14 protein-coding genes are annotated in these 15,002 nt (G+C 47.8%); 3 read left to right on the top strand and 11 right to left on the bottom strand.

Going from position 1 to position 15,002, the window contains the following annotated elements:
- Window positions 1-12: 12 nt before the first annotated feature.
- From IJG50_01540 to smc, 4 genes are read right to left on the bottom strand one after another with little or no spacing between them, the layout of a single operon-like run.
- Window positions 13-300, bottom strand: coding sequence for a YhbY family RNA-binding protein (locus IJG50_01540; protein MBQ3378529.1), 288 nt, complete (start codon window positions 298-300; stop codon window positions 13-15).
- A 19-nt stretch (window positions 301-319) separates the two neighbouring features.
- Window positions 320-910 carry an RdgB/HAM1 family non-canonical purine NTP pyrophosphatase gene (rdgB, locus tag IJG50_01535; protein ID MBQ3378528.1) on the bottom strand — a complete coding sequence of 197 codons (591 nt, stop codon included), beginning with the start codon at window positions 908-910 and terminating at the stop codon, window positions 320-322.
- Complete coding sequence (gene ftsY / locus IJG50_01530) at window positions 907-1,857, bottom strand: signal recognition particle-docking protein FtsY (GenBank protein MBQ3378527.1); 951 nt, start codon at window positions 1,855-1,857, stop codon at window positions 907-909. The genes rdgB and ftsY overlap by 4 nt, the downstream gene beginning before the upstream one ends.
- Window positions 1,858-1,871: 14 nt before the next feature.
- The gene (gene smc / locus IJG50_01525; protein ID MBQ3378526.1) at window positions 1,872-5,453 is read right to left on the bottom strand and encodes a chromosome segregation protein SMC; all 3,582 of its coding nucleotides are present in this window, start codon (window positions 5,451-5,453) and stop codon (window positions 1,872-1,874) included.
- 185 nt (window positions 5,454-5,638) lie between these two features.
- On the opposite strand from smc, the gene IJG50_01520 reads away from it, so the two are divergent.
- Window positions 5,639-6,046 carry a PaaI family thioesterase gene (locus IJG50_01520; GenBank protein MBQ3378525.1) on the top strand — a complete coding sequence of 136 codons (408 nt, stop codon included), beginning with the start codon at window positions 5,639-5,641 and terminating at the stop codon, window positions 6,044-6,046.
- Between the two features lie 49 nt (window positions 6,047-6,095).
- On the opposite strand, the gene IJG50_01515 is transcribed toward IJG50_01520, so the two are convergent.
- The 4 genes from IJG50_01515 to sigK all read right to left on the bottom strand — a co-directional run bounded on the left by IJG50_01515 (window position 6,096) and on the right by sigK (window position 11,563).
- Entirely contained in the window at window positions 6,096-7,016 is a 921-nt protein-coding gene (locus tag IJG50_01515) for an elongation factor Ts (protein ID MBQ3378524.1), read from the bottom strand.
- Between the two features lie 41 nt (window positions 7,017-7,057).
- Window positions 7,058-7,822, bottom strand: a complete 765-nt coding sequence (gene rpsB, locus IJG50_01510; protein MBQ3378523.1) for a 30S ribosomal protein S2 — start codon at window positions 7,820-7,822, stop codon at window positions 7,058-7,060.
- A 226-nt stretch (window positions 7,823-8,048) separates the two neighbouring features.
- A complete protein-coding gene (gene adhE / locus IJG50_01505; protein ID MBQ3378522.1) occupies window positions 8,049-10,676 on the bottom strand; it encodes a bifunctional acetaldehyde-CoA/alcohol dehydrogenase in 2,628 nt (875 codons plus the stop codon).
- 194 nt (window positions 10,677-10,870) lie between these two features.
- A complete protein-coding gene (sigK, locus tag IJG50_01500) occupies window positions 10,871-11,563 on the bottom strand; it encodes an RNA polymerase sporulation sigma factor SigK (protein ID MBQ3378521.1) in 693 nt (230 codons plus the stop codon).
- A gap of 136 nt (window positions 11,564-11,699) precedes the next feature.
- On the opposite strand from sigK, the gene ybaK reads away from it, so the two are divergent.
- Window positions 11,700-12,176 (top strand): Cys-tRNA(Pro) deacylase, encoded by a 477-nt coding sequence (gene ybaK, locus IJG50_01495; protein MBQ3378520.1) that lies wholly within the window; start codon window positions 11,700-11,702, stop codon window positions 12,174-12,176.
- A gap of 108 nt (window positions 12,177-12,284) precedes the next feature.
- Here ybaK and IJG50_01490 read toward each other — a convergent pair whose 3' ends face one another.
- Genes IJG50_01490 through IJG50_01480 form a run of 3 tightly spaced genes read right to left on the bottom strand, consistent with a single transcriptional unit; the run spans window position 12,285 to window position 14,192 of the window.
- Window positions 12,285-12,827, bottom strand: coding sequence for a hypothetical protein (locus tag IJG50_01490; protein ID MBQ3378519.1), 543 nt, complete (start codon window positions 12,825-12,827; stop codon window positions 12,285-12,287).
- A 54-nt stretch (window positions 12,828-12,881) separates the two neighbouring features.
- On the bottom strand, window positions 12,882-13,319 hold the full coding sequence (locus tag IJG50_01485; protein MBQ3378518.1) for a PaaI family thioesterase: 438 nt from the start codon (window positions 13,317-13,319) through the stop codon (window positions 12,882-12,884).
- A gap of 6 nt (window positions 13,320-13,325) precedes the next feature.
- Window positions 13,326-14,192, bottom strand: coding sequence for an NAD(P)-dependent oxidoreductase (locus IJG50_01480; GenBank protein ID MBQ3378517.1), 867 nt, complete (start codon window positions 14,190-14,192; stop codon window positions 13,326-13,328).
- Between the two features lie 194 nt (window positions 14,193-14,386).
- Between IJG50_01480 and IJG50_01475 the strand changes: the two genes are divergently transcribed.
- Window positions 14,387-14,770 (top strand): desulfoferrodoxin, encoded by a 384-nt coding sequence (locus tag IJG50_01475; GenBank protein ID MBQ3378516.1) that lies wholly within the window; start codon window positions 14,387-14,389, stop codon window positions 14,768-14,770.
- Window positions 14,771-15,002: the final 232 nt, after the last annotated feature.

The following is a 15,002-nucleotide window of genomic DNA, read 5'->3' as shown; positions in this document are numbered from 1 at the left end:
TTCTCCAAAATGTTAAAGCACGATCTTCTTGTTCTTTACGGACTCTCTGTACAGTATCATGCGGCTGCCTATCACGGCAACCACCTCGGCTCCCACGGCTGTCGCAAGCTCCTCTGCAGCCTCTCTTGCCGAAAGTCCCGACGTTTCAAGTACTCTTATCTTTATAAGTTCGCGCGCCTCCAGCGCATCGTCCGTCTGCTTTATAAGCGTGTCCTTTATATCCGATTTTCCCACCTGAAATATAGTATCTATACCGTTCGCAAGACTGCGAAGATATGCTCTTTGTTTACTCGTAAGCAAAGTCTCTTATCTCTCCCCGTTACTTTATTTTTATATCCTCGAAAAACTTTTTAAGCGCCGCGCTGCGGTGGCTTACTGCATTTTTCATCTCATGACTGCACTCGGCGAACGTCATTTTATACGGCGGATAATAGAATACGGGGTCGTATCCCATGCCGTCTTTTCCCCTTTTTTCAAAGGTTATCAGGCCTTCGCATTCGCCTCTGTACACATGCTCGTCTCCGTTTTCGTCAATATATGCAAGCGCGCAAACAAAACGCGCCGTGCGTTTTTCCTCTTTTTTGACTTCCTTCATGGCAAAAAGCAGCTTTGATATGTTTTCGTCGTCAGTTGCGCCTTCTTTTGCATAGCGCGACGTATAGACTCCTGGCGCCCCGAAAAGCGCGTCCACCTCAAGGCCGGAATCATCTGACAAAACAGGCGTGTGCGAGATCTTGTAAACAGTGCGCGCCTTTATAAGAGCGTTTTGTTCAAACGTTGCGCCCGTCTCCTCAAAATCCACCTTTATGCCCTCGTTTGAAAGAGATGATACGTAAAATTTAAGATCTTTTGTTATCTCCTCGATCTCCATAAGCTTGCCCTTGTTGTTTGTTGCGGCAATTATTTTCATATTGTATCCTCCTCTGAGGCTTCCTCCTGTTCGTCGTCCTTTGAGAATATCGCGTCCACGAACTGTTTTCCGTCAAACGGCTGCATATCGTCCATGCCCTCGCCTACGCCTATGAACTTTACAGGCACCGAAAGCTCGTTCTTAACGGCAAAGATTATGCCGCCCTTTGCTGTGCCGTCGAGCTTTGTAAGCACTATGCCCGTTATTTCGGCTGCCGCCTTGAACTCCTTCGCCTGGTTTAAGGCGTTCTGCCCCGTCGTCGCGTCGAGCACCAGCAAAACCTCTTTATCGGCGTCGGGAAGCTCGCGCGCTATTACGCGCGATATCTTCTCAAGCTCGTTCATAAGATTCTTTTTGTTATGAAGTCTGCCCGCAGTATCACAGATTATAACGTCGGCTCCGCGCGATTTTGCCGCCGCTATCGTATCGAACACGACGGAGGCGGGATCTGCGCCCTCGCTCTGCTTGATTATGTCAACTCCGACGCGATCGGCCCATATCATAAGCTGGTCGATCGCCGCCGCGCGGAACGTGTCGGCCGCTCCCAAAACGACCTTTTTGCCCTGTCCCTTTAAATAATGGGCTATTTTTGCGATAGAAGTGGTTTTTCCTACGCCGTTTACGCCTATAACAAGTATGACCGACGGCTTGGTATTCGTTTTAAGCGCGCTGTCTTCGTCGTCTATCATACCTGCCATTATCGTTTTTAAGGCCTCAACGGCCTCCATCGGCTCCTTTATCTTTTCTTCCTTCACCTTATCTCTCAGTCTGTCCATTATCTCAAGCGAAGTGTTCACTCCCACGTCGGCCATGATGAGCGTTTCTTCAAACTCGTCGAACAGCTCGTCGTCCACCTTTGAAAATCCGCGGGCCACATTGCCCAGCGATCCGAAAAGTGACTTTTTTGTTTTTTTCAGTCCTTCTGCAAGCTTTTTAAAGAATGACATAAAACCCCTGCTCCTTACCGTATAATATTCATCTGCTTTGCAGCGTCGCGCACGTTTATGGAAATGAGCTTGGAAACGCCCTTTTCCTGCATAGTTACTCCGTAAAGCATATCGGCAAATTCCATCGTGCCGCGTCTGTGCGTTATAACTACAAATTGAGTTTTATCCTTAAACGATTCGATATAACGTCCGAATCTTACTACGTTTACCTCGTCCAGCGCGGCTTCCACCTCGTCAAGAACGCAGAACGGCGCGGGACGTATTTTAAGCATTGCGAACAGCACGGCTATCGCCGTGAACGCCTGCTCGCCGCCGGAAAGCAGCGATATGCTTTTTACATTCTTTCCGGGCGGCTGAACGTGTATCTCTATACCGCAATTTAAGACGTCGTTTTCATCTTCAAGTTCCAGCCACGCGCGTCCGCCTCCGAAAAGCTCACTGAAAGTCGCAGAAAAGTTTTTGTTTATTATCCTAAACTGCTCCGAAAAGATCTCCCTCATGCGCCTTGTTAGCCCAGATACTATATTTTCAAGACTGTTTTTTGCCTTTATAAGGTCCTCTGTCTGAAGCTTTAAAAAATCAAGCTTTTCTTTTACCTCATCATATTCGTCTATGGCGTCGGCGTTAATGCTTCCGAGCGCGTGTATTTTACGCTTCAAATCGGAAGCGAGAGACTGAGCTTGCGCGTTTGACACCTCGTCTTCCGAAAGGACATACGCGCCCGCCGCAGCAGGCGTAAGCTCATAAGCTTCCCAGAGCTTTCCTGCCGCTTCCTCGATGCGTGCCTTCTCGGTCTCAAGCTTAGTTTCAAGCCTTACAAGCTCGCGTTCAAGCTCGCCAGTATGCTTTGCCGTCTCCCTTTGCTCTCTTATAAGCGATTCGTATGATTTGTCAAGCTGTATTTTCTCGGCTATCATCGCATTCAGACTGTTCTCGCCTTCGTTAAGCTCGTTCGTTATCCGCCGAGATTCCGCATTTGACTCGGTTATCCTGATTTTAAGCTCTTCATTTTTAGCGGCCAGACCCTTTGCTTCGTCCTCCAATGCGGCGCTTTCGTTGCCTATCTCGCCGCCCTTTTGTTCATACGATATAAGGCGCGCTTTTGAGACGTCCATATCTTTCTTTTTCATCTCTAAAGAAAGCTTTGCCTCCGAAAGCTCTGTCTCGGCGTCTCTTACTGCCTGTAAGAGCGCCTTATGACGGGTCTCTTTTGAAAAGAGGATCTCGTTTGCCGAAGCAAGCTTTATTAAGCAAGCGTCAAGCTCTTTTTCAAGCTCCGCTTTCGCCTCCTCATCCGTCTTCATAAGACTCGATGCGTCGGCGCGTTCGCTTATTGCCTCATTGTGCGCCGTCTGTGTATCCATGATACTGCGTCTTAAAAACTCGCCTTCGCTCTTTTTTTGAGAAAGGGCTTCCTGTATGGCGCGCACCTCGGCCTCAAGTGTTTCTTCACGTTTTTTATGCTCCTCTATATGAGCATTTTTTTCATCCGAAGCCTGTTTCAGGCTTTTTATTGTCTTTTCATTCTCGGCGCATTCGTCTTTTAGGCGCGCCATCTGAGACGCGCGCGTGACTATGCCGGCGGTTTTCGAAAGGCTGCCTCCCGTAAGACTTCCTCCGGCGTTTATAAGCTGACCGTCAAGCGTTACTATTCGCGTTTTATAGCCGGTAGCTTTTGCCGCCGAAACGGCGCTGTCCAAATCCTCAAAAAGAGCGGTGCGCCCCAAAAGATAAAGGAATATGCCCTCATATTTCTTATCGCATTTCACAGCGTCAAAAGCGCATGAAATAAAACCCTTATGGTGGGAAAGCGCTTCAAATCCGTATCTTTGACCCCTTACGGCGCTTAACGGCAAAAACGTGGCGCGTCCGCTTTTCGTCTCTTTTAAAAGCTTTATGGCCGCTTTCGCCTCTTCCTCGTCGCTTACTACGATGTTTTGCACGGCGGCTCCCAGCGCAGTTTCAACGGCAGCTGCGTATCTCTCCCGAACGGCAAACAAGTCTGCCACCGTTCCTTCGACGCCTGAAAGTCTGCCCGCCTGCTTACTATGTATTACGAACTTAACGCTGCCCAAAAAGCCTTCAAGCTCGCGTTTAAGCTCAGAAAGCATATTAAGTCTCGCGTGTGCCGCCGCATTTATCCTCTCAAGATCGTTCATACGCGCCCTATCCGCCGAAAGCTCATTCGAAAGCTTTTTCCCAAGTGCCCGTTCATTCTCATAAAGCGTTATCTTCTCTGAAAGCTCTTTAGAAAGCGTCTTTTCTTCCTGGGTGTTCTTGATGAGGCCCGCGCGCAGCTCGTCAGCCTTATTTTTTAGCGAGAGCACGCTTTGATCCCTGCCGCTTTGTTGTGAGCGTCTTATGCTTACAGCCGACGCAAGCGACGATATCTTTTCTCTAAGCGAAGCGATCTGCGTCTTTATCTCGTCTGTTTCGCGTCGAAGCGCATATATCTCGGTTTGCTTGTTTTGTTCGTCCGCCCTTTTCTTTTCACATTCTTTATCTATTGCATCAAGCCGTTCTCTTAACGCTTCATGCTCGCTTATCAGCGTATCTATCTGAGTCCTCGTTTCGTTTATAAGCGCTTCGTTCGATAAAAGCGTCTGCTGTTTTGCGCCGCTCTTTAATAAAAGCCGGTCTATATCGGAAAGATTTCGTTTGACTTCATCTTCCATTACGGCGGCGTCGCTCTGCGTTTTTTGAAGCTTCAGCCTTTGCTCCTGCAAAAAGGTGCGTTTTGTATTTATCTCTATATCGGTCTCCCGTATGCGCCCGGTCATGCTTTCAAGTCGTGATTCAACGTCGTTTTGTATGTCTCTCTTCTCTGAAAGCTCTGCTTTTAAATCGGCTGTGCGCTCCGTAAGCCTTATGTTTTCTTGTTTTGCGCTCTCATAGGAGCGAATAAACAGCGTGACCTCGAACTTTCTTAAGCTTTCGCGCAGCGAAAGATACTCCCTCGCCTTTTTCGACTGGACTTCAAGCGTTTTTTCACGTTCGGATAAAAGCACGATAATATCAGAAAGGCGTTCCAGATTTTCCTGTGTGGATCTAAGCTTCTTTTCGCTTTCAAGCTTTTTATAGCGATACTTCGATATTCCGGCCGCCTCCTCAAATATCTGACGACGGTCAAAACTTTTCTGCGAAAGTATCTCCGCTATGCGTCCCTGTCCTATTATCGAATACCCGTCTCGCCCCAGTCCCGTATCCATGAAAAGCTCGTGAACGTCTTTAAGACGCACCTGGGCGCGGTTTATGAAATATTCGCTTTCGCCCGAGCGAAAGTACCGGCGCGTAACCGAAAGCTCCGAATAATCCGAATTGAAGATACCCGACGAATTATCAAGCGTCAGCGTTACCTCGGCAAATCCTGTAGGTCTTCTTGTTTGCGTACCGCCGAAGATAACGTCTTCCATTCTGTCGCCCCTGAGCGTTTTTGCAGACTGCTCTCCGAAGACCCAGCGTATCGCATCGCATATGTTGCTCTTTCCGCTGCCGTTGGGGCCGACTATGGCGCATATCCCGTCCGTAAAAGCAATATTCACTTTATCGGGAAAAGACTTAAATCCCGAAAGCTCCAAACTTTTCAGATACGCCAATCAATAACTCTCCTGTCGTTTTATTCTGAATAAATAGTATATCATATATTCGCCTCTCATTTCCAAATAATTTGTTAAGTTTTTTATAAAAGAGCATATTTTCTCCCTTTTTCTCACCTTTTGTTGACAAATCGCCGTTTTTATGTCATATCTTTTAGAAAAAGCAAGTGCAAGGAGAATAAAAGATGAACGAGGCGCTTTATAAAAGAGTACAAGAAAGTTTTGACACACAGGGATTCTTAAAACTTATAGGCGCAAGGATAGAAAGCGTTGAAGAGGGATGCGTGGCCATAACGCTCAAAAAGCGCGACGATCTTACTCAGCGGAGCGGCGTCATACACGCGGGCGTTATCACTGCGCTGGCCGATACGGCCTGCGGTTACAGCGCGTATACTGTTGTGCCCGGCGGGGTCGATATCTTCAGCGCGGAATTTAAAATAAATCTGCTCCGCCCCGCCTCGGCCCAAAACATCAAGGCTGTCGGCCGCGTAATAAAATCGGGGCGCAGGCTTATTGTGACCGAGGCCGACGTAAGCGACTCGGAAAGCGGAAAGCTTATCGCAAAAATGACGGCGACTATGATACCTGTATAACTTTAAAAGCCGCATCGTGTTTTCGATGCGGCTTTTTTCTTACGCTTTATTATTTCACCATTCCGGCTACTTCTTCTGCGAAGTTGTCTTCACGCTTCTGGAGGCCTTCGCCCTTTTCAAGACGAGCAAATTTAACTATCGAGATCTTCGTGCCGAGCTTCTTCTCTACCTCTGCAACATACTGAGCGACAGTCTGGTCGCCGTTCTTTACGAACGGCTGCTGCATAAGACAGGTCTGCTCGAAGTACTTGCCCATTTTGCCTTCAACTATCTTAACGAGAATGTTCTCAGGCTTCTTGGAGTTCTTCGGGTCGTTTTTAAGAGCTGCAAGATTTATCTCCTTCTCCTTCTCGATAACGTTTGCGGGAACGGTCTCCTTCGAGAGGAAGGTCGGATTGAGAGCGGCTATCTGCATTGCAACGTCCTTGCCCATAGTGATGAACTCTTCGTTCTTTGCAACGGCGTCGTCAACCTCAAAGTTTACCATAACGCCTATTTTGCCGCCGCCGTGGATATAAGTTATATTCTTGCCGGTGTAGCGCTCGAAACGGCGGATATTTAAGTTCTCGCCTATCGTCAATATCTTTTCGCGGAGCATCTCTTCAACGGTAAGAGAATCGTCATACTTCATGGTAAGCAGAGCTGCAACGTCAGCGGGGTCGTTCTCTGCTATTACCTTTGCAACGCCTGCAACATAATCCTTGAAGCTCTGGTTCTTTGCAACGAAGTCGGTCTCGGAGTTTACCTCAACGAGTACGCCTACGTTATCGGTAACGTATGCGTCTACCATACCCTCTGCTGCTATGCGAGACGCCTTTTTTGCAGCTGCCGCAAGTCCGCGCTCTCTTAAAAATTCAATAGCCTTCTCCATATCGCCGTCAGACGCGGTAAGCGCCTTCTTGCAGTCCATCATGCCTACGCCTGTCTTTTCTCTTAAAGCCTGTACGTCTTTAGCTGTAAATGCAGCCATCGTATTTGCCTCCTTATATTTCAGATATCTTATTTTTTTAATTATTCAGCTTCTTTTGCTTCCTCTGCGGGTGTCTCTGCTGCAGGTGTCGCTTCGCCTTCTGCGGAGGTGTCGTCAAACTGTTCGCCCTGTCTGCCCTCAAGTATCGCGTTGGAAATGATGGAAGCCATAAGCTTTACGGCGCGTATAGCGTCGTCGTTGCCGGGGATAACGTAGTCTACCTCGTCGGGATCGCAGTTCGTGTCAACTATGGCAACGATCGGTATGCCGAGCTTTCTTGCTTCTGCAATAGCTATGCGCTCTTTTCTCGGATCTACCACGAATATAGCGCCGGGAAGCTTCTTCATATTCTTGATGCCGCCTAAGAACTTTTCAAGCTTTTCAGCCTCAAGACGAAGCTTAACTACTTCCTTCTTCGGCAGAAGGTCAAACACGCCTTCCTGCTCCATCTTCTTTAACTTATCAAGACGCTCTATTCTCTTCTTTATCGTCTTGAAGTTTGTGAGCATGCCGCCGAGCCAGCGGGCATTTACATAATACATGCCAACTCTCTCGGCCTCTTCCTTAATGGACTCCTGCGCCTGCTTTTTCGTGCCGACGAAAAGCACTTCGCCGCCGTTTGCCGCAACTTCGCGGATGAAGAAGTATGCTTCTTCGATCTTTTTTACGGTCTTCTGCAGGTCGATGATGTAGATGCCGTTTCTTTCGGTGAAGATGTATTCCGCCATTTTCGGGTTCCATCTTCTTGTCTGATGACCGAAATGTACGCCGGCCTCCAGAAGCTGTTTCATAGATACTACTGCCATTATTTTTCCTCCTTCGGTTAAACCGCCACCGCGCAGTAAGATTTACCCTGTCACCAAAGGCATACGCGGTGTGTGTATTTGGCATGGCTTGCCTAACAATACCACCAGAGCATTTTATCACATGGATCTTAATATTACAAGAGGAAATTTTAAAAAAATCGTTTTTTGGCGAAAAGTCCTCCCGCGCGCGAACGCGCGGGAGGACTTTTGTCATTTTTAAACCGTTTTAAACTTTTACATGTGTTCCGTAGTAAGCGTTTAGATACATCTGTTTTATCTCGCTCATAAGCGGATAGCGCGGATTTGCTCCGGTGCACTGATCATCGAAGGCCTGCTCGACCATTTCGTCAAGGCTTGAAAGGAAGGTCTTTTCGTCTATGCCGTAATCCTTTATCGTCTTTTTTATGCCGACCTTTTCTTTCAGCTCGCAAATAGCCTCTATAAGGTTTTCAAGCTTTTCTTCATTGTCCTTGCCCCAAATGCCCAAGTGATCTGCCACCTCTGCGTAGCGCGCAAGCGTATGCGGATGGTCATACTGCGAAAAAGTACCCATCTTTACCGGTGATTCCGATGCGTTAAAGCGCATTACCTCGTCTATCATCAGCGCGTTTGCCACGCCGTGAGGCAGGTGGTGGAACGCGCCCAGCTTATGCGCCATGGAGTGGCATATGCCAAGGAACGCATTTGCAAACGCCATTCCGGCCATATTTGCGGCGTTTGCCATCTTCTCGCGCGCCTTTGGGTCATTGGGCCCGCTTTCGTAAGCTCTCGGCAGATATTTAAATATAAGCTTTAAAGCGCCCAGCGCCAGATTGTCGGTATAATCCGTCGCAAGCATTGCGGCATATGCCTCAAGAGCATGAACTGCCGCGTCTATGCCTGACGCCGCCGTAAGTCCTTTTGGCGCATCCATCATCATATCCGCGTCAACTATGGCCATATTGGGCATAAGCTCGTAGTCGGCAAGGGGATACTTTATGCCGGTCTGCTCGTCCGTTATAACTGCGAACGGCGTTACCTCACTGCCGGTGCCCGCAGACGTCGGTATTGCGATGAAGTACGCCTTTTGCCCCATTTTAGGAAACGTGTAGATGCGCTTTCTTATATCGACGAAACGCATAGCCATATCCATAAAGTCAGCCTCGGGATGCTCGTAGAGCACCCACATTATTTTTGCCGCGTCCATCGCGCTGCCGCCGCCTACCGCTATTATCGTGTCGGGGGCGAATGCGGCCATTTTACGCGCGCCCTCCTTTGCGCAGGCAAGCGTAGGATCAGGCATAACATCGTAAAACGTCGTATGCTTTATTCCCATTTCGTCGAGTTTGTCGGCTACAGCTTTCGTATATCCGTTCTCATATAAGAACTTATCCGTTACTATGAATACCTTCTTTTTGCATAGCACGTCCCTAAGCTCCGCCAGGGCTTGGGGCATGCATCCTTTCTTTATATATACCTTTTCGGGCGCTCTGAACCACAGCATGTTCTCTCTCCTTTTTGCAACCGTCTTTATATTCAACAGCTGTTTTATTCCCACGTTGTCCGATACGCTGTTTCCTCCCCATGACCCGCAGCCCAGCGTAAGCGACGGAAGAAGCTTAAAGTTGTAAAGGTCGCCTATTGCTCCCTGAGAGGACGGGGTATTCACGATTATACGCCCCGTCTTCATTGCAGCCTCGAACTTTTCAAGCTTTTCCTTTTCTGCCTGCTCGTTTATATATATTGCCGATGTGTGGCCGTATCCGCCGTCCTCGACAAGGCGCTCGGCTTTTTTTATCGCATCGTCGAAATCCTTTGCCTTATACATGGCAAGCACCGGAGAGAGCTTTTCGCGGGCAAACTCCTCGCTCATTTCAACGCTGTCGACCTCGCCTATTATTATCTTTGTTTCGGCCGGCACCTTTACGTCTGCCATGGCCGCGATTTCGGCCGCCCTTTTACCTACTATGCCTGCGTTCAGGGCGCCGTTTACGATTATTGCTTTTCTTACCTTCGCCGCCTCGTCCTCAGTAAGGATATGGCAGCCTCTTTTCTTAAATTCGCGCTTTACCTCCTCATAAACTGCGGGAAGTACTATAACCGACTGCTCGGATGCGCATATCATGCCGTTGTCAAAGGTTTTCGAGTGTATAACGGAGTTCACCGCAAGCTTTATATCTGCGCTGTCGTCTATTACGGCCGGCACATTGCCCGCGCCCACGCCTATTGCTGGCTTGCCGCTCGAATATGCGGCCTTCACCATGCCGGGACCTCCCGTTGCCAAAATGACGTCGGCAGACTTCATAACTATATTTGAAAGCTCCACCGACGGAACGTCTATCCAGTCGATGACGCCCTCGGGCGCGCCCGCCGCCACCGCCGCTTCAAGCATAAGGCGCGCCGTCTCGGCTGTACAGCGCCTTGCCTTGGGGTGCGGGCTTATTATTATGGCGTTTCGCGTCTTCAAGGCTATGAGTATCTTAAATATCGCCGTAGATGTGGGGTTGGTCGTAGGTATCACGGCTGCTATAACGCCCACCGGCTCGGCAATCTTTTTAATGCCGTAGGTCTTGTCCTCCTCTACTGTGCCGCACGTTTTTACATTTCGGTACGCATTGTAAATATATTCCGATGCAAAATGGTTCTTTATCACCTTGTCCTCAACTACGCCCATCTTAGTCTCTTCCGCAGCAAGCCTTGCAAGCGGTATGCGCGCTTTGTTTGCGGCAGTTGCAGCCGCAAGGAATATTTTATCAACGTCTTTTTGCGAATATGTCGAAAATATCTTTTGCGCGTTCTTAACTCTTAAAATAGCCGCGTCAAGCTTTTCTATGCTGTCGATCATCTCGCGGGGGCTCGAACTTTCTTTTAACATTTGACACATCTCCTTTGCTTTATTTGCTTTGTTGAAAAGTTATTATAAATTACTGCGTTTATAAAGCTGCCTTGCCTCCGTGTATACTCTTCCCTTTGTATTTTCAGTATAATCTGTGCTTCTGCCGATTTGAAGAAACCAAAAATGCATATCGATATGCATATATTGATATATCTTTAACAATGTTTTTGTTCTCACTTGCTTTTAAGCGCGTCTCTTAACTTTTCCAAAGCCTTTTTCTCTATGCGCGAAACGTAGCTTCGCGATATGCCAAGGCGATCTGCCGCCTCCATCTGCGTAAGCGGCCGCATGCCGTAAAGCCCGTAACGCGATTTTATTATCTTTCGTTCGCGCGTATTCAATACGCTGTTTATACATTCGAGAAGGCGTTCCGTCTGTATTTTTAAAGCTACCTCGTCCGATACCGTATCCTCCGTCTTTAAAACGTCCATTATCGCAAGCGCGTTGCCGTCGGAGTCGCTCTCTATCGGTTCATAAAGCGAAACTTCGCAGGACAGGCGCTTAGAGCTTCTTAAATGCATAAGTATCTCATTGTCTATGCAGCGCGAAGCGTATGTGGCAAAGCGCGATCCCTTATCCGCATCAAAAGTATTAACGGCCTTAATAAGACCTATAGTGCCTATAGATATAAGGTCCTCGCTTTCCTGCGGGCGCGCATTATATTTTTTTACAATATGCGCCACAAGCCTGAGATTGTGCTCTATAAGCTTTTCGCGGGCGCAAGGATCTCCGTCTTTCATCGCTTTAAAGCACTCCCGTTCGTCAGCGGCGGAAAGCGGACGGGAAAAAATATTCTGCCCCGTAACATAAAGAATAAGACACCATGCGTTGTAAAGCGCGTAAATAAGCATCTGAAAAGTCAGCATAAATACCTCCGATATCGTAATATTGCTACATTTATATGCGCGCTTCCCCTAAAAAACTGTCTGTCCGACAAGTCTTTAAAAATATTTGTTTTTTTATGCGTCGAGTTATATAATAAAGAAAAAACGGAGCGTATTTATGGAATATAAAACGAATGTAATGAGAATACTTGACAAGGCGGGCGTACAATATATCCCGCATACATATGTAAATACGGGTGCGACAAGCGGCGCCGAGGCGGCCGCGGCTATGGGCAAAGATCCGGCCCTGGTGTTTAAAACGCTTGTAACGGTGGGAAAATCGAAGAAAAACTATGTTTTTGTGATACCTGTTTTGGAAGAGCTTGATCTGAAACGCGCGGCAGCCGCCGTCGGCGAAAAATCGATAGAGATGATAAAGCAAAAGGAGCTTCTTCCTCTTACGGGATACATACACGGAGGCTGCTCGCCCATAGGCATGAAAAAAATTTTCAAGACGACTCTCCACGAAAGCGCTCGCGAACTTGATACTATAACCTTCAGTGCCGGCAAAATAGGATATCAGGTGGAAATGAGCGCCGACACGCTTAAAAAGATAATAGAATTTGATTTCGCGGACATTATTGTAAAAAAATAACTCCTTTGGATCTGCGGCGTCGCTTGAGCGGCGAAATAAAGACCTCAGACCCGCAAGACTTTTAAAAAAAACGAGCTCTCCCGCACTAAATCGCATAAAAGAGCTCGTTTATATCCTTACGTCTTTAAAATCCTCGTATTCGCCTCCGAGAAGCATACATGCAAGCGCCGACGCCATCGCATCATATTGCGCCGTTCTTTCCTTTTTTAATATCGGCAGTTCCTGCTGACAGATCACATCCCCGTTAAGACGCGTAAACTTTCTTTGTATGAACATACATAGCTTTGCGCCTGCGTTTGAAGATACGGTGACGCTGCTTTTATGATTTATGCCGCAGCTTATGACCGTTTGCCCTGCTGTATCGGCGCTTATAAAAAGCGTATGTTCGTCCGGCAGTATAACATATGCGAAGCTGCTTTTGGGAAGCGCTCTTACGTCTCTTTTAACTATCAGTATATCGCCTCCCGAAAAAAGCGCCTCCCTGCACGATGTTTCCGCGATAAAAACATCTGCGTCCTTCCCGCGGCGATAAAGCCCGCCGCGCGCATCCGAAGCGATATATCCGAGATCCAAAGCATCCAAAAGCCTTAAAAGCCCCGAAAAGATCCCCTCGTTTGGATCGTTTCCGTAAACGACTGTAAGATAAGCCATGTCATACGCTCCTTTTCAAGACTTATCTTATGAAAAAAAGCAGGCGTTATACGGTCAATTTATGGCAACCATGTTGCCGTCCTTATCAAATTCTATAGGTTTGTTCGGTATATACATAGTAGTAACGGCCTTACACAGCGTCCTGCCGTTTTCGTCCTTTACCTCGATATCGTATGTAGCTGTGCGGCGCGTGTGGCTCACTTCTTTTGAAGTTGCAACGACACGCCCGCTTTTTGCTGCGGCCACATACGTTATATTTGAGGAAAGAGTAACGCAGTGCTTACCGTATGCGGCAAGCGAGCTGCCCGCTACTATATCCACAAGACCGAACAGCACTCCGCCGTGTATAGTGCCCATAAAGTTTAAATTCTCATCGGAAACGGTAAACTCAGCTTCCGCATAGCCGGGCTCCATCCTAAGAAGCTTAAGCCCGTTATGTTTTGAAAAACCGTCGTGCTCATTGAAATACTTTACAAAATACTCTAAATCCATTTTAACTCACCTTTTCTCATAATATTTTATCAATGCCTGAGTACCTAGCTCATTCATGCCCTCTTTAGAAAGCTCTTCGTACATGGACAGCACTTTTTTAAGTATATAAAGCTTGGCGCCGTTTTCTTCCGATTCATTTACGGCGATCTTCATGTCCTTTATAAAGTGCTTTATATAAAAGCCCGGCTCAAAATCGCCCGAGATCATTTTCGGCCCCATATTGGTCATCTGAAAGCTGCCGGCCGCGCCGCCGCTTATTGAGGAAAGCACGTTCTCGGGCGAAAGGCCTGCCGATCTTGCGTATGTTATCGCCTCGCATACGGCGGCTATCGTTCCGGCTATCGCTATCTGATTTGCCATCTTCGTATGCTGTCCGCTTCCGGCGCATCCCTGATATACCGCAGCCTTGCCCAAAGCCTTAAATATCGGCATGCAGGCCTCAAAATCGGCCTTATCTCCGCCGGCCATTATCGACAGTGCGGCGTTCTTTGCGCCTATGTCGCCGCCCGACACGGGCGCGTCTATCGCATGTAGCCCCCTTTTTCGCGCTTCGTCGTATATGCGGCGCGAAAGATGCGGGCTTGTTGTCGTCATGTCTATAAGATAAGCTCCCTTGGCTGCATTTTCAAGTATGCCGTTCTTTCCGAAATATACCTCCTCAACGTCTTTTGGATAGCCTACCATCGTTATGACAGCCTCTGCCGCCCCAACGCACGAGGCTATATCCTCGCTCCATACGGCTCCTGCCGCGACAGCCTCTTTTGCTTTGCTTTTCGTTCTGGTGTATACGCTTACGCCATAACCTGCCTTTAAAAGATTTATCGCCATGGGGCCGCCCATTACGCCCGTTCCTATAAATGCGATATTTTTCATTACGCCCTCCTTTATTACCGCTTACAAACGATATTGTATCACAAATACGACCGAGTTTACAAAAAAACGCATAAAACGCATCGTTATCCGCGTTTTTTACGCTTGCCAACATATATCGCCGCATGATATAATTATAAAAACCAATGAGGTATTGTAAGAAAACAACCGCTTTAAAGTCGAAAGGGGAAAATATTATGTCGAAAGTGCAAAAATTCTTTATCTGCAAGAAGTGCGGCAACTTTGCGGGAATGATCGTTTCAAGCGGCGCGCCCATGACCTGCTGCGGAGAAAAAATGAGCGAAGTAGTGCCCAATACTACCGAGGCTGCCGGCGAAAAGCACGTGCCTGTTGCGAAGCTTGAAGGCGACGTCCTCACCGTAAACGTGGGTAGTGTGGACCACCCCATGAGCGAGGAGCATTCTATAGAATGGGTATACGTTCAGACGGAAAACGGCGGCCAAAGAAGAAAGCTTTATCCCGGAGCAAAACCCTGCGCAAGCTTTGCTTTGAACGGCGAAAAGCCCTTGGCTGTTTTTGCTTACTGCAACCTTCACGGACTTTGGAAGGCCGACCTTTAAAAATATGCGTTTATAAAAACGATATTGCAAAAATAAATGCGGGCTGATTTGCCCGCATCTATTTTTATGCTTTCACCTATAAACAGCGTTCCGGGGTCTGTCCCAAAATTTGTGTAAAGTCCGAAGCATGGTGTAAAACAGAGCAAAAATAATATATTGCGGGAGGGCGGATTATTCCGGCCTCCCTTTCTTGCAGTATAAGCGGGAACGGAATGCATGTCAAGGGCGGCGG

Source organism: Clostridia bacterium (assembly GCA_017405765.1).
GTDB lineage: Bacteria > Bacillota > Clostridia > Oscillospirales > RGIG577 > RGIG577.
Note: the sequence above shows the minus strand (reverse complement) of the source record. Positions and strands in the feature narration are given on the sequence as shown.

Excerpts from the sequence above, each read along its gene's own strand:
- IJG50_01520 (MBQ3378525.1), top strand. The coding sequence starts at position 5,639 with ATGAACGAGGCGCTTTATAAAAGAGTACAAGAAAGTTTTGACACACAG.
- IJG50_01515 (MBQ3378524.1), bottom strand. The coding sequence starts at position 7,016 with ATGGCTGCATTTACAGCTAAAGACGTACAGGCTTTAAGAGAAAAGACA.
- ybaK (MBQ3378520.1), top strand. The coding sequence starts at position 11,700 with ATGGAATATAAAACGAATGTAATGAGAATACTTGACAAGGCGGGCGTA.
- IJG50_01485 (MBQ3378518.1), bottom strand. The coding sequence starts at position 13,319 with ATGGATTTAGAGTATTTTGTAAAGTATTTCAATGAGCACGACGGTTTT.
- rpsB (MBQ3378523.1), bottom strand. The coding sequence starts at position 7,822 with ATGGCAGTAGTATCTATGAAACAGCTTCTGGAGGCCGGCGTACATTTC.
- IJG50_01490 (MBQ3378519.1), bottom strand. The coding sequence starts at position 12,827 with ATGGCTTATCTTACAGTCGTTTACGGAAACGATCCAAACGAGGGGATC.
- IJG50_01475 (MBQ3378516.1), top strand. The coding sequence starts at position 14,387 with ATGTCGAAAGTGCAAAAATTCTTTATCTGCAAGAAGTGCGGCAACTTT.
- sigK (MBQ3378521.1), bottom strand. The coding sequence starts at position 11,563 with ATGCTGACTTTTCAGATGCTTATTTACGCGCTTTACAACGCATGGTGT.
- ftsY (MBQ3378527.1), bottom strand. The coding sequence starts at position 1,857 with ATGTCATTCTTTAAAAAGCTTGCAGAAGGACTGAAAAAAACAAAAAAG.
- IJG50_01480 (MBQ3378517.1), bottom strand. The coding sequence starts at position 14,192 with ATGAAAAATATCGCATTTATAGGAACGGGCGTAATGGGCGGCCCCATG.
- adhE (MBQ3378522.1), bottom strand. The coding sequence starts at position 10,676 with ATGTTAAAAGAAAGTTCGAGCCCCCGCGAGATGATCGACAGCATAGAA.
- rdgB (MBQ3378528.1), bottom strand. The coding sequence starts at position 910 with ATGAAAATAATTGCCGCAACAAACAACAAGGGCAAGCTTATGGAGATC.